This window comes from Gordonia liuliyuniae (genome assembly GCF_021738805.1).
GTDB lineage: Bacteria > Actinomycetota > Actinomycetes > Mycobacteriales > Mycobacteriaceae > Gordonia > Gordonia liuliyuniae.
On the sequence record NZ_JAKKOR010000008.1, the window covers coordinates 105,191 to 119,063 of the forward strand.

The following is a 13,873-nucleotide window of genomic DNA, read 5'->3' on the forward strand; positions in this document are numbered from 1 at the left end:
TACACTGGAGGGTAACCTGCCCTCTAGATGAACAGGAGCGGACACTCCGTGGCCGACAGCAGTAGCAAAGAGCCGAAGAAGTCCAGTGAATACGGTGCCGACTCCATCTCCATCCTGGAGGGCCTGGAAGCCGTCCGCAAGCGTCCCGGCATGTACATCGGTTCCACCGGTGAACGCGGCCTGCACCACCTGATCTGGGAAGTCGTCGACAACTCGGTGGACGAGGCGATGGCGGGCTACGCGTCGCGTGTGGACGTCACCCTGCGCGCCGACGGCGGCGTCAACGTGGTCGACGACGGTCGAGGCATCCCGGTCGGCCTGCACGCGACCGGCGTCCCGACCGTCGAGGTCGTGATGACACAGCTGCACGCGGGCGGCAAGTTCGACTCCGACTCCTACGCCGTGTCCGGCGGTCTGCACGGTGTCGGTATCTCCGTCGTGAACGCGCTCTCGACGCGCGTCGACCTGGAGATCCAGAATGTCGGCTCGTACTGGAACCAGACGTACACATATGCCAAGCCGGGCCCGCTCGTCGAAGGCGCCAAGACCACCAAGACCGGTACCAGCGTCACGTTCTGGCCGGACGACGAGATCTTCGAGTCCACGAAGTTCGACGCCGAGACCGTCGCCCGTCGCCTGCAGGAGATGGCCTTCCTGAACAAGGGACTGACCATCACGCTCACCGACGAGCGGATCACCGACTCCGAAGCTGAAGCCGAAGTCGAGGCCGACGGAGACATCGACGGCGCCGAGGCGATCTCGGCGGCGACCGAGAACAAGGCCCAGAAGATTGCGAAGGTCAAGACTCGGACCTACCACTATCCGGACGGCATCGTCGACTACGTCAAGCATCTCAACGGTCGCGCCAAGTCGCCCATCCACCGGACGGTCATCGGCTTCACCGCGAAGGGCACCGGCCACGAGGTCGAGATCGCGATGCAGTGGAACGAGGGTTACTCCGAATCGGTCCACACGTTCGCGAACACCATCAACACGCACGAGGGCGGCACCCACGAGGAGGGCTTCCGTTCAGCGTTGACGAGCACGGTCAACCGGTACGCGTCCGAGAAGAAGCTCATCAAGGACAAGGATGGCAAGCTCGAGGGCACCGACATCCGGGAAGGTCTCGCTGCGGTCATCTCGGTGAAGGTCAGCGACCCGCAGTTCGAGGGTCAGACGAAGACCAAGCTCGGCAACACCGAGGTCCGCAGCTTTGTGCAGAAGGCGTGCAACGAGCATCTCGCGCACTGGCTCGAGGCCAACCCGGCCGAAGCGAAGACGATCATCCGCAAGGCGTCCGATTCGCAGCAGGCGCGTATGGCGGCCCGTCGTGCCAAGGACCTCGTCCGCCGCAAGACCGCGACCGACATCGGCGGACTGCCTGGCAAGCTCGCCGACTGCCGCAGCAAGGACCCGGAGAAGTGCGAGGTCTACATCGTGGAGGGCGACTCGGCAGGCGGTTCCGCCAAGTCCGGTCGCGACTCGATGTATCAGGCGATCCTGCCGCTGCGCGGCAAGATCATCAACGTCGAGAAGGCGCGCATCGACCGTGTCCTCAAGAACGCCGAGGTCCAGTCGATCATCACCGCGTTCGGCACCGGTATCCACGACGAGTTCGACATCTCGAAGCTCCGGTACCACAAGATCGTGCTGATGGCTGATGCCGACGTCGACGGCCAGCACATCGCGACACTGCTGTTGACCCTCCTGTTCCGCTTCATGCGCCCGCTCATCGAGCAGGGCCACGTCTTCCTCGCGCAGCCGCCGCTGTACAAGCTGAAATGGCAGAAGGGTTCCGCGCCCGATTTCGCGTACAGCGACCGGGAACGCGACGCGTTGCTGCAGGCGGGTCTCGACTCGGGCAAGAAGATCAACATGGCCGACGGCATTCAGCGCTACAAGGGTCTCGGCGAGATGAACGCCAGCGAGTTGTGGGAGACCACGATGGACCCGGACGTTCGAGTCCTCAAGCGCGTCACCCTCGACGATGCGGCAGCAGCGGACGAACTGTTCTCGATCCTGATGGGTGAGGACGTCGCGGCACGCCGCAGCTTCATCGCGCGCAACGCCAAGGACGTCCGTTTCCTCGACGTCTAAGACACTCCTGCCTGATTGACATCCACTTCGCTTCGCCGACTGAGCGGCCACTTCTCGCCGGTCGAGCGGAGTCGAGACCCAAGAAAGTGATCTGATGAGCGACGAATCCGATCTGTCACCGCTGAACGGCGACGGCGGCGGCGACCGTATCGACCCGGTCGACCTCGGCCAGGAGATGCAGAACTCTTATATCGACTACGCGATGAGCGTGATCGTCGGCCGTGCCCTCCCTGAGGTCCGTGACGGACTCAAGCCGGTGCACCGTCGTCTGCTGTACGCGTCGTTCGACGCGGGTTTCCGCCCGGAGCGCGGCTATGTGAAGTCGGCCCGCCCGGTGTCGGAGACGATGGGTAACTACCACCCGCACGGCGATAGCTCGATCTACGACGCGCTGGTCCGTCTCGCCCAGCCGTGGTCGATGCGTTACCCGTTGATCGACGGCCAGGGCAACTTCGGTTCTCGAGGCAACGATGGCGCGGCAGCCATGCGTTACACGGAGGCCCGTCTCACGCCGCTGGCGATGGAGATGCTCCGCGACATCACCGAGGAGACCGTCGACTTCATCCCGAACTACGACGGTAAGACGCAGGAGCCGACGGTCCTTCCGTCGCGTGTCCCGAACCTGCTGATCAACGGCTCCGGCGGTATCGCGGTGGGTATGGCCACCAATATTCCGCCGCACAATCTGCGCGAGGTCGCCGACGCCGTCTTCTGGGCGTTGGCGAACCCGGAGGCCGACGACGAGACGACGCTCGCCGCCTGCATGGACGCGGTGAAGGGGCCGGACTTCCCGACGGCCAGCCTGATCGTCGGCACCCAGGGCATCAAGGACGCCTACATGACGGGCCGCGGCAGTATCCGTATGCGCAGCGTCGTCGACATCGAGGAGAACAAGGGGACCACGACGCTCGTGGTGACCGAGCTCCCGTTCCAGGTGAATCCGGACAACCTGATCAGCTCGATCGCCGAGCAGGTCAACGACGGCAAGCTCAAGGGCATCAGCAAGATCGACGACGAGTCGTCCGACCGTGCGGGTCTGCGCATCGTCGTAACGTTGCGCCGCGACGCCGTCGCGAAGGTCGTGCTGAACAACCTGTACAAGCACAGCCAGCTGCAGACGAACTTCGGTGTCAACATGTTGTCGATCGTCGACGGCGTGCCCCGCACCCTCCGCTTGGATCAGATGATCCGTTTCTACGTCGCGCACCAGATCGACGTCATCGTGCGACGGACCAGGTACCGGCTGCGCAAGGCCGAGGAGCGCGCGCACATCCTGCGCGGCTTGGTCAAGGCGCTCGACGCGCTCGACGACGTCATCGCCTTGATCCGCGCATCGGCGAACACTGATGCCGCGCGCACCGGGCTGATGGACATGCTCGACATCGACGAGTTGCAGGCCGACGCGATCCTGGCGATGCAGTTGCGTCGTCTGTCGGCTCTGGAACGTCAGAAGATCGTTGACGAGTTGGCGGAGATCGAGCGTGAGATCGCCGATCTGAAGGACATCTTGGAGCGTCCGGAACGGCAGCGCGAGATCGTCCACAACGAACTCAAGGAGGTCGTCGACAAGTACGGCGACGATCGTCGGACCAAGATCATCGCGGCCGAAGGCGATGTGGCGGACGAGGATCTGATCGCCCGTGAGGACGTCGTCGTCACGATCACCGAGACCGGCTACGCCAAGCGGACCAGGACTGACCTCTACCGCAGCCAGAAGCGCGGCGGCAAGGGCGTGCAGGGTGCCGGACTCAAGCAGGACGACATCGTCGCGCACTTCTTCGTCTCAAGCACGCACGACTGGCTGCTGTTCTTCACGACGAAGGGCCGCGTCTACCGGGCGAAGGCGTACGAGCTGCCGGAAGCGAACCGCACAGCTCGCGGCCAGCACGTCGCGAACCTGCTGGCGTTCCAACCGGAGGAGAAGATTGCACAGGTCATCCGGATCTCCGGTTACGACCATGCGCCGTATCTGGTGCTCGCGACCCGCAACGGTCTGGTCAAGAAGTCGCGTCTGGACGCATTCGATTCGAACCGGTCTGGCGGCATCGCGGCGATCAACCTGCGCGGCGAGGACGAGTTGGTCGGCGCACAGCTGTGCAGCGGCGACGACGATCTTCTGCTCGTCTCGAAGAAGGGGCAGTCGATCCGGTTCACCGCGGACGACGAGACGTTGCGCCCGATGGGTCGTCAGACGTCCGGCGTGCAGGGCATGCGGTTCAACGACGAGGACGAACTGCTCTCGCTCAACGTCGTTCAGGACGACACATTCTTGCTGGTCGCGACGTCGGGCGGCTACGCCAAGCGCACCGAGATCGGCGAGTACACGGCGCAGGGCCGCGGCGGCAAGGGCGTGCTGACGATTCAGTACGACCGCAAGCGCGGCGACCTGGTCGGCGCGATCATCGTCGACCTGGATTCCGAGGTGTACGCGATCACGTCGAGTGGCGGCGTCATCCGCACGCTCGCCAAGCAGGTTCGCAAGGCGGGACGCCAGACGAAGGGCGTCCGTTTGATGAACCTGTCCGACGGCGACAGCCTGCTGGCGATCGCACGCAACGCCGATGAACCCGAAGAGGGCGCGGCAGACCAGGAATGACGGCCGATAGCGTTTAGGGTGGGTGTCATCACCCGTCCAGTGAGGATCCGCTTGTGAGCACACCTGACGACCAGAACGTCGAACGCGGCCAGGTCGTTCCGCCGTGGAAGCGCGGCGAGAAGACCACGTCGACCGGCTTGACGGCCGGCGAGATGGCCAAGGCCGCGGGCGTCGACACCGGCAGCAGACCTGCTGCCGGCCCGGCGCCGCGCGGAGTCGTATCGGGCACACCGTCCAGTACGCCGCGGCCTGCCGCATCGGCAAACGGGAGTGGAAGCTCGGGTGCGGGTTCGTCGGACACAGGCACCTCGGGTCCTGATTCGTCGAGTTCTGGTCCGGCGGGTTCTGGTTCGGTGGGTTCTGGTTCGCCTAGTCCCAGTTCCCCGACTCCTGCCGCCGGGGGCACTGGTTCGCCTTCGACCCCAGGCGGGCCGTCAGCGGGGCCTACAGGCGCGGCAGGGGCCGGCCAGGGTCCCAAGCAGACACCTCACGCGCCGCAGCAGGGTCCCAAGCAGGCATCATCCTCTGCGCCGCAGCAGGGCCCCGTGCCGCAGCAGGGACCTAAGCCCGCGCAGGCTCAACCGCAGCCCGCGACGTCCGCTCCGTCCGAGCAGAAGCCGTTCGTCGAGTCGGATACTCGGAACATCCCGCGAAACGAGTTGGCCAAGAAGGATCAGCTTCCCGATCTCGACGCGATCCACCACGTCGAGGCGTCGAAGGAGGCGAAAGCAGCGGCTCGCGCGCAGAGCCAGACGATTCCGTCGCGGTCGATCGGCGTTCCGTTGCGCGCCGCCGTCCAGATCCGGCGCGTCGACCCGTGGTCGGTGTTCAAGGTGACCGGCGTTCTGGCGATCGTCGGCTTCTTCATCTGGATGATCGCCATCGCCATCCTGTACGGCGTGCTCGGCGGGATGGGCGTGTGGGACCAGATCAACAGTTCGTTCGGCAACCTCGTCGAAGGCGAGGGGCAGAGCACCGGCGATCTGATCGGCACTGGCATGGTGTTCGGCTTCTCCGCCGTGTTCGGCGTCATCGCCGCGATCCTGGTTACCGGACTGTCGACCATTTCCGCGTACATCTACAACGTGTGCGCAGACATGGTCGGCGGCGTCGAAGTCACGCTCGCGGATCTCGACTGACCCACGCTTGACCACCCGTTTTGTTAGTTCAGGACTCGTCGGGTAATGTTCCATCTCGGTTCACGGGCCTATAGCTCAGGCGGTTAGAGCGCTTCGCTGATAACGAAGAGGTCGGAGGTTCAAGTCCTCCTAGGCCCACCATGACCACCCCCGACTTCGGTCGGACCCGGGGCCTTAGCTCAGTTGGTAGAGCGCCGCCTTTGCAAGGCGGATGTCAGGAGTTCGAATCTCCTAGGCTCCACAAGACACACGAGACATACTTGGATATGTCACCCGCTCGGATTTGGAAATGGGTCCCGAGATTTGGGCGTAGGCGGAGATCTATGGCAGTTTGTCAGGAATCCGACATAGAGAACGCTGCGTGCGGAGTTGCCAGGTTCCTGAGCGACTACTAGCCCGAGCCCCTCCCAGGCCTGTTGACGCCCATCGAACACGAGGCAACCATCAACACAGTCGCCTGAGCGGCATGAACGGCGACGGGCCTGCTGACAGCCGCACTCTCTGGCCTGCGAGAATCGCACTATGTCCCGCCGTGCCAACTCCGACGAGCACTACGTTCTCGACCTGTGCGACGAGATTCTCGGCGTGCTGGAAGTCCGTCAGGCGAGGTTCGATTGGCTGCGGGGCGATCCCACAGCTCGATTACCCCGCGGATCAATGCTCCCCACTGACGGGTACTGGCCGGGTCTAAGACTCGTGGTCGAGTTCCAGGAGGAGCAGCACTCGGAGGCAGTGCCGTTCTTCGACCGCCGGCCGACCGTGTCCGGAATAGGACGTGGTGAGCAACGTCGCCGCTACGACGAGCGCAAGCGGGAGATGATCCCTGAGCATGGACTGCGGTTGGCTGTTATCGAGAAGTCCGAGTTCAGCGTGACGTCGCGGCGGATAGCCCGTGACCGCTTTCGGGATCTGGAAGTTGTCCATCGGCACCTCGGGGACCGCCATATCGATAGGTGAAGTTACGCCGCCACCCGTCGGTGCAAGCAGTCCCAGCCAGGTCGACAACTACTGTGACCCGACCTGGTTGAACGACACTCGTGCGACCGCCTTGGCCAGGAGAACACCGGCCTCCGCGCGCTCAGCTACGAATGCGGTGAACGAGTCGATGATGTCGTCATCGGTCGGAGGCGCACTAAAACTCGTGACGACCGGACAGTGGCCCTCAGTTCGTACAATCTCCGCTGCCGAGTGGCACCACGGGCAGCTATCGTCGCTCTTCGTATTCAAGAGTGCGTTGATCCGTACGGTGAGTCGGCTGGAGTGACGGACGCCTGGAACACGTTGCGAGACGGGGACCTAGGAGGCTGGAGCTGGGTCAACGCAGCCAGAGTCGCGCCGCGTCGTGCCTCGCTACCGCCGACTGGGTCGATCGGTTCCATTACTGAAGGCTGAGTACTGTACAAGTCTGCGCCACTGAGAGTGTGTAGTTAGTAACCAGCAACTACGGGTGGTAGGACAGGTGGTTTGGAGCAGCAACGGAAGATGAGTGGTGCTGACCGTCGGAAGCAGGTTCTCGAGATCGCTGCCGTCGAATTCGCAGGTGGGGGCCTGCATGGAGCGTCGACGGAAGCGATCGCTCGACGTGCGGGCATCACGCAGGCCTATATCTTCCGGATCTTCGGAACCAAGAAGGCCCTGTTCCTTGAGGTGATGACTGCGTCGTTCGAGCGGCTGACGGAGGGCATGCGTGAGGTGGTCGGAGAGGCCACCGGGCAAGAGGCACTGAGACTTATGGGGTCGCGTTACTACGAGCTGCTCTCTGACCGGAGTTCTCTGTTGTTGCAGCTGCAGGGGTTCGCCGCCTGTGGTGACCCGGAAGTTCGCGGTGCCGTGCGTGAGAGCTTCGGGCGCATGTGGAAGACCATCGCCGACATCACCGGGCTGGACGCGGTGACCATCAAGGCGTTCCTGGCTTTCGGTATGCTCCTCAATAACGTCGCCGCCCTTGAGGTGTCGGAGGTGATCGAACCCTGGGCTGATGGTGTGCAGACCCGCATACAACCCGGCCTGTTCGACCACATCACCAGCGAGACCAACCGATGAGCACCACCTCAGCCACCCACGAGGCCCCGCCGAAACTCCTGGTTCCGTCGCTGGTCTTTATCGCCCTGGTGGTCGCGGCCGTCGGCAGCCTCGGAGCGCCGCTGATCACCAGCGTCGCCACAAGCTTGCACGTCTCCCTGGGGAGCGCGCAGTGGACGCTGACGATCACCCTGCTCGCCGGTGCGATCGCAACGCCTGTCCTCGGCCGGTTAGGCGCCGGCCCGCACCGGAGGGCGACGATCCTTGCCACCCTCACCATCGTCGTCACCGGCAGCATCCTGACCGTGTTGCCGCTACCGTTCCCATGGCTACTCGCTGGCAGGGCGGCGCAGGGAGCGGGACTGGGACTGACCGCACTGATGATGGGGGTGGCCCGCGATCACCTCCCGAGAGACAAGTCCGCCTCCACCATCGCTCTGCTGTCGGTGGCATCGACCATCGGGATCGGTATCGGTTACCCACTGGCCGGTCTACTCACCGAAGTGGGCGGCGTACGCGCGGCGTACGGACTCGGTGTCGCCGTCACCGCCTTCGCCCTACTCGCCGCCTACCGCAGCATCCCGGCCTCGCCAGAAGGCCGTTCGTCGCACGTCGACGTGCCCGGCGCCGTGCTGCTCGCAGCAGCGTTGTTCCTCGTCCTGCTCCTCGCCAGTGAGACCAGTCTGTGGACCAAGTACCTCACAGTGGCCGTCGTGCTCGCAGTCATCGCCGCGGCAGTCCTCGCGGTGTGGGCGACCGTCGAACGGCGCATCGCTTCACCACTGGTCGACGTCACATTGCTGCGTCACCCCGCGGTGGCCGGTGCGAACATCGCCATGTTCATCGGCGGCATCGGCATGTATCTGCTCTTGACGCTCATCACGCGCTACTCGCAGACACCCAGCAGCACCGGCTACGGGTTCGGGTTGACCACCTTCGTCGCCGGCCTCGTACTCGTGCCGTTCTCCGTACTCGGCTTCATCGCCGGGAAACTCACCCCGCGGGCCCGTGAACGTATCGGCGCACCGCTCGTCCTCGCCAGCAGCGCTGTGATCGTCCTGGCAGCCTTCGCGATCTTCGCCGCCGCGCGAACCAGCATCGTCGAACTGTTGATCGCGATGGCCATCCTCGGCTTCGGTGTCGGCAGCTTCTCCTCGGCCATGCCCGGTGTGATCCTCGCTGTCACCCCGAAAGACGAGACCTCGAGCGCAATGAGCGTCAACCAGGTCGTTCGCAGTGTCGGGTTCTCCCTAGGCAGCGCCATCGGCGGACTCATACTCGCCGCTGGCATCACTGGGAAATTCCCCGATGACACCGCCTACACGGTCGCATCGTGGATCGGTGCCGCCATCATGGCCGCCACGACCATGACATGCGTTGCGCTGCATCGAAAGGGTGCGCACTGATAGATCGATCGCGCCTAGCGCACTGTCCCGAACGACGGCGACGCGGCGACGTGCGTACCCCCTGCATGCCTACGCCACGAGGCCTGACCAGACCGTGTGCCGGGATCGCAACCGCCCTCCTCCGTTCTAGTCCGAGCGCACGCAACAGGCTGCGCGCGGGGCATTGTCGGGTGCCATCACGCTTGAGGCAAGTGGATGAAGTTGAGACTCCCCAGAGGGGACTGACGCGGGTGGCCCAGGCCTAGATTGCGCTGACGGCAAGGCCTGCGACCCTGTGGCCGGCTCGCTCCCGGCCCCGAGGACGGCGGGTGAAAACTGACCCGTCATCTGAGGGTCAGTATTCACGCGTCGTCGAGAACTTCAGAGCCTTCCGCCCCGTGATGCCGACTCTCGCCTTCAAACGGTGTCGGGCGAGGCCCCCACAGCGACGGTACAGAGTTCTCCCGAAGGTAGAAGCGTGGCCCCGGACGAAGAACCCCGGGGCCACAAAAGGCGAGAGTTTCTCCTGGTTGATCGTGCGCATCCACGCACGTGCTTGAGGGGTTCACCGCCATTTGCGCTACGCGACGGTACAGTCTTACCGCGCCGAGTAGGGAGGATGGCCTCTTTCGGTTCCCTCACCGCATGCTGCGTCGCGTAGATCGTTCCGCTTAGGAGTCCGCCGATCCGACACTGCACACTTTCCACGAGGAGCCAGCCTTGCTCAGTTCCCACACGAAACGAGTGGTCGTAGATCTGGATAGACTTCCGCCCGCGTTCTCAAGGTCGAGCTCGACGAACTTGCTGCCGCCCGCTTCGGTCGATGACAGGATGCGACTCAGGCGGAAGTCCCCTCTCTTGCCCAGGGTGTCCTGCCGCTCGGTGTCGAACTCCTCGTCGGACACCTTGGCTAGGTCGCCGTGGAGCTCCCCGCACGTCTGTTTCAGCAAGCTCTTGCGGCTCCCCTCCTGGTACTCATGCAGCGTTGCTGATACGGCATCTGCTATGGCTGCGCTGTCTGCGTCAGAGACTCCCGCGACATTCTCGATAGAGGACTCAGGTGCGGCCGCTACTTCTGTCGTGTCGTTATCGGTTCCGCATGCGCCAAGGATGATTGCCCCGACAGAGCCGATGATCGCTGCACTGAAGAGTTTCCTTCTATGTTCTGACACTATTTGCTCCTTTAGCTTTGAAGAATCCCCGCGGCGATACCAGTGACCCATGAGGCGAGGCAGAGGATTGCGAGTGCCTGGCTCCTGTAGTTTTGGGCGATGTGAAGTACGCCGAGCGATACCACGCCAATCGCTACTGACGCGGCCAGAAGGATCCCCGTGTTCATGACAACGTCTCTAACAAATACGATTACCGTGTACATTATCGCGAAAGCTATAGGTGGGGTAACCCAATCTGGAAGCGTTCGTTTCTGCTCCATGCTCGCCTCCTTAATCGAAGCAGTAGGTTTGTACTCCAGAGACTCCCAGTATCTCTGCTCCGACCCCTCCGGTGATACTCAGGAACTCACTTGCACTCCCTGCGCCCCACAGCAGCCGAGCTGTCTCTTTGACTCCACCCAGTGCCTTAATGGCCTTGTACGCTTTCGCAGTCGGAACGAAAACGACCGCCACTGCTCCCACACACTTAGTCCACTTCCATGCACCTCGCGCGACCCCGGCCCCTCGACATCCGCCGTCATCGTTGTGGCCGATCGGACAGAACACGGGTTGGGGTTTCAACAAGTCAGGGATGGTTCCCTGGGGCTGAGTCGAGGACCCGCCAGGCTGCGGTGACGACGCAGACGGACTTGAGCGTGGCGCCGGGGCCGACGACGTTGCGCCGCCGCCGATCGGGGCTTGACCAGTTCCTGGATGTTCGAGTTCGCGGCGTTCAGTGGGTGTATTAATGTTTGGCCCGCTGCCTGAGCTCTCCGGAGCTACCGTGGTGGGCTCGGCCGTCTCGTCCGGAGCCTCGTCCGGAGTTGTCGTCGGCGCCAGAGTAGGAGGTGCGTCGTTGTTTCCGCCGCATCTATAGGGAACGGGCGGCTTCCTGCCCATGGCTTTCCACGCGTTGTTGTACGCGGTGGTCTCACGTTGGCAGCGTTCGGCTGGGGTTTCCGCTGATGCCGGAGCCGGTGTCAGTGACCATGCGAGAGCCAGTGCGACGATCATCGTGAGAAGGCCGATCACTGCCCCGATAGGTGCGCTGCGGTCCTTCCTAGCGCCGGTGTGGATCGTTTTCATATGTCTCGTCATCCCGTCAAATTCGGCTGGTGGGGCCGTGGTCGTAGTACACGTAGACGCCGGTCTCAGTAGTCACCGAGATTTTCGCGAACGGGCGCACGGAGATGGGGCCGACGGCGTTGGAGACGTTGAGTTCGATGCCGGACAGGACGATGTCGGCGACCGGCTGCGTGAGTGCGATGTCGGCGAGGGTGACGGTGGTGATCTTTCCTGCGCCGATCTCGAACTCGAGGTCCGCTGCGGGGATCACGGTTGCTTCGGCACCGAGTTCGCCGCCGATCTCGCCGATCTTGCCGCCCCCGCCGCTACCGGAGATAGTGACTTCCGGAGCGATCTTGGCGTTCACTCCACCGGTGAGCTTGAGCTCGGGCGTGTGCGCGGTGACCTTCACCCCGTTGGATGCGACCGAGACCGGGTAGCCGATCTTGTAGCCGACCTCAACTGTCGCGCGGACGGTTTTGCCGTCGATGCCTTTGAGTCCGGCGTGCACGTCCGAGGACAACAACGCTTCGCCGGAGAACGGCGAGGAGTCCAGTGCAGGGATCTTCTTGGCTTTGAGTTTTGATGCGGTTAGCGTGATGTCCACGCCTTCACGCGTGTGATGCGTGCGGGCGTACGCCGGCCCGGCAAACAGACTGGACGCCAACGCGAACGCGGCGATGATGACGAGCAGAAGTCCTCTGGTGATACTTCGAGACACGACGATCCCCCTTGTTCCTAGTTCATGGACACGGGGCACTCACTGGCCCCGTGTAACGCTTCCCCCCGACCACACGACATACATCCCGGGTCGGTCTATCCGGGAGTAACTACTCCCACCCGTCACCCCACACCCGTAGCAACCGATCCGCAAACGCAGGGTGCGTAATATGTCGAAACCCGCAGGTCAGGGCCCGGAACTTTTGTCCGGTCCGGACAAGATCGTGGCCGGTCCGGACAGAATCGGCGGGGAGTGGTGCCCACAGTGTGTCGGTTCGCGCCTCAACCAACCTGTCGCCCAACGGCTGTCGCCAGGCGTAGTCAGTGGCCTGATGGGGACCGGTCAGGTGGACCTCGTTAGTCCGCTGGATCGCCGAGCCATTTCGGGACTTTAGTCCAGGCAAGCTCACACAACCGCTGGTACTCGCGTCGCTCGAAATGGCCTGGCATAGCTGGAAGCAGCGCGCCGCCGAACACCCGCTCAAGCGGGGCTGCTCGTGAGGGGCTGGCCAGCCACCGGTGGATGGCGTCAAACGCCGAGGTATCCCGACCTATCCAGTTCGCGGCATGCCCCAGCGCATCGGTGGGGGATATATCAGTGAAGAACCAGTGAACGGAAAATAGTCCGAGGGTGAATCCCTTGGAGTGGTGTAACTCGGTGGCCGAGATCGTCCGCGACGGGGTGTTGTGCCCGGATGTAGCCGGTCACCGTGTGATCCTTCGAGTCAACCTCTTACCGAATCCTCGAACCGAGTCATCACGATGACCGCACCTCATATTGTCGACCCTGCGGGCATGCTGAGCCAAGCCTTCGCCGATCTGACGCGCGAGCTGCTGCAAACGGTGATCAACGCCCTGCTGTCCGCCGACGCTGACGCAGTCTGCGGGGCGGAGTGGAATGCTCGCTCGGCCGAGCACACCAACTACCGCAACGGATACCGTCGCCGACCCCTCGATACCCGTGTGGGCACCGTGGAGGTCGCCGGTGCCCAAACTGCGCTCGGGCAGCGCCACCAGCGAGACCAGAGCCTTGTGGAACACCTTCTTCGCCGATCTCGCCGCTCGCGGTCTGGGCGGGTCCGAATGGTGACCTCCGACGCCCACGCCGGGCTCATCGAGGCGATCGCGGCCAATCTACCGGGAGCGGCGTGGCAACACTGCCGCGCCCACTACGCCACGGTACCTGATGGCCGTGTGCCCCAAATCGATGTGGCCGGCAGTCAAGGCCATGCTGCACAGCGTCTACGACCAGCCCACCGCAGGCGCGGTCCACACTCAGTTCGACCGGCTCCTCGAGTACACCGAGGGCCGGTTACCCGCGGTAGCCGCGCACCTCGGCGACGCCCGTGAAGACCTACTCGCCTTCACCGCGTTCCCCGACGACGTGTGGCGCCAGATCTGGTCCAACAACCCCACCGAGCGACTGAACCGGGAGATTCGCCGACGGACCGACGTCGTGGGCATCTTCCCCAACCGCGACGCGATCGTCCGCCTCATCGGCGCCGTCCTGGCCGAACAGCCCGACGAACGGGCCGAAGGCCGCCGCTACCTCGGCTTGGAAGTCCTCAGCCGCTGACGACTCACCCTGACCGCCGGCCCCGCCACCAACTCGCCAGCGGAGGTGAGTACCGATCAGTTGACCGAACTACCCGCCTGACCACCAACGAAGGATCAAAACTAGTCACACTACTACAAGGG

Annotated in this window: 9 protein-coding genes, 2 tRNA genes and 1 pseudogene; 9 read left to right on the forward strand and 3 right to left on the reverse strand. The window is 63.7% G+C overall.

Annotated elements, in window-relative coordinates:
• Positions 1–27 precede the first annotated feature (27 nt).
• Together gyrB and gyrA are read left to right on the forward strand one after the other, a co-directional pair.
• The gene (gene gyrB, locus L5G33_RS11480) at positions 28–2,097 is read left to right on the forward strand and encodes a DNA topoisomerase (ATP-hydrolyzing) subunit B (RefSeq protein ID WP_236998322.1); all 2,070 of its coding nucleotides are present in this window, start codon (positions 28–30) and stop codon (positions 2,095–2,097) included.
• A gap of 94 nt (positions 2,098–2,191) precedes the next feature.
• Positions 2,192–4,693 (forward strand): DNA gyrase subunit A, encoded by a 2,502-nt coding sequence (gene gyrA / locus L5G33_RS11485; RefSeq protein WP_236998323.1) that lies wholly within the window; start codon positions 2,192–2,194, stop codon positions 4,691–4,693.
• A gap of 28 nt (positions 4,694–4,721) precedes the next feature.
• Here the strand turns inward: gyrA and L5G33_RS19430 are convergent, their stop codons facing one another.
• Positions 4,722–5,000, reverse strand: coding sequence for a hypothetical protein (locus tag L5G33_RS19430; RefSeq protein ID WP_236998324.1), 279 nt, complete (start codon positions 4,998–5,000; stop codon positions 4,722–4,724).
• 238 nt (positions 5,001–5,238) lie between these two features.
• Here L5G33_RS19430 and L5G33_RS19435 point away from each other — a divergent pair, with 238 nt between their 5' ends.
• From L5G33_RS19435 to L5G33_RS11520, 6 genes are all read left to right on the forward strand, one after another.
• Positions 5,239–5,832, forward strand: coding sequence for a DUF3566 domain-containing protein (locus L5G33_RS19435; protein ID WP_236998325.1), 594 nt, complete (start codon positions 5,239–5,241; stop codon positions 5,830–5,832).
• 64 nt (positions 5,833–5,896) lie between these two features.
• Positions 5,897–5,973: transfer RNA gene (locus L5G33_RS11500), tRNA-Ile, on the forward strand.
• A 27-nt stretch (positions 5,974–6,000) separates the two neighbouring features.
• Positions 6,001–6,073 (forward strand) — tRNA-Ala (locus L5G33_RS11505).
• A gap of 281 nt (positions 6,074–6,354) precedes the next feature.
• Complete coding sequence (locus L5G33_RS11510; RefSeq protein WP_236998326.1) at positions 6,355–6,789, forward strand: hypothetical protein; 435 nt, start codon at positions 6,355–6,357, stop codon at positions 6,787–6,789.
• A 525-nt stretch (positions 6,790–7,314) separates the two neighbouring features.
• On the forward strand, positions 7,315–7,875 hold the full coding sequence (locus L5G33_RS11515; protein WP_236998327.1) for a TetR/AcrR family transcriptional regulator: 561 nt from the start codon (positions 7,315–7,317) through the stop codon (positions 7,873–7,875).
• Positions 7,872–9,260: an MFS transporter gene (locus L5G33_RS11520; protein WP_236998328.1), complete on the forward strand. Its 1,389-nt coding sequence runs from the start codon at positions 7,872–7,874 to the stop codon at positions 9,258–9,260. Before L5G33_RS11515 ends, L5G33_RS11520 begins: the two co-directional genes overlap by 4 nt.
• Before the next feature lie 650 nt (positions 9,261–9,910).
• Here the strand turns inward: L5G33_RS11520 and L5G33_RS11525 are convergent.
• Positions 9,911–10,411: a hypothetical protein gene (locus L5G33_RS11525; RefSeq protein ID WP_236998329.1), complete on the reverse strand. Its 501-nt coding sequence runs from the start codon at positions 10,409–10,411 to the stop codon at positions 9,911–9,913.
• A gap of 1,081 nt (positions 10,412–11,492) precedes the next feature.
• Positions 11,493–12,176 (reverse strand): MspA family porin, encoded by a 684-nt coding sequence (locus L5G33_RS11530; protein ID WP_236998330.1) that lies wholly within the window; start codon positions 12,174–12,176, stop codon positions 11,493–11,495.
• Between the two features lie 761 nt (positions 12,177–12,937).
• Between L5G33_RS11530 and L5G33_RS11535 the strand changes: the two are divergent.
• Positions 12,938–13,832, forward strand: a pseudogene (locus L5G33_RS11535) (IS256 family transposase).
• Positions 13,833–13,873 lie beyond the last annotated feature (41 nt).

Bases quoted from the DNA above. Each gene is read 5' to 3' on its own strand.
- L5G33_RS11515 (WP_236998327.1), top strand. From the start codon at position 7,315: ATGAGTGGTGCTGACCGTCGGAAGCAGGTTCTCGAGATCGCTGCCGTC.
- L5G33_RS11510 (WP_236998326.1), top strand. From the start codon at position 6,355: ATGTCCCGCCGTGCCAACTCCGACGAGCACTACGTTCTCGACCTGTGC.
- gyrB (WP_236998322.1), top strand. From the start codon at position 28: ATGAACAGGAGCGGACACTCCGTGGCCGACAGCAGTAGCAAAGAGCCG.
- L5G33_RS11520 (WP_236998328.1), top strand. From the start codon at position 7,872: ATGAGCACCACCTCAGCCACCCACGAGGCCCCGCCGAAACTCCTGGTT.
- gyrA (WP_236998323.1), top strand. From the start codon at position 2,192: ATGAGCGACGAATCCGATCTGTCACCGCTGAACGGCGACGGCGGCGGC.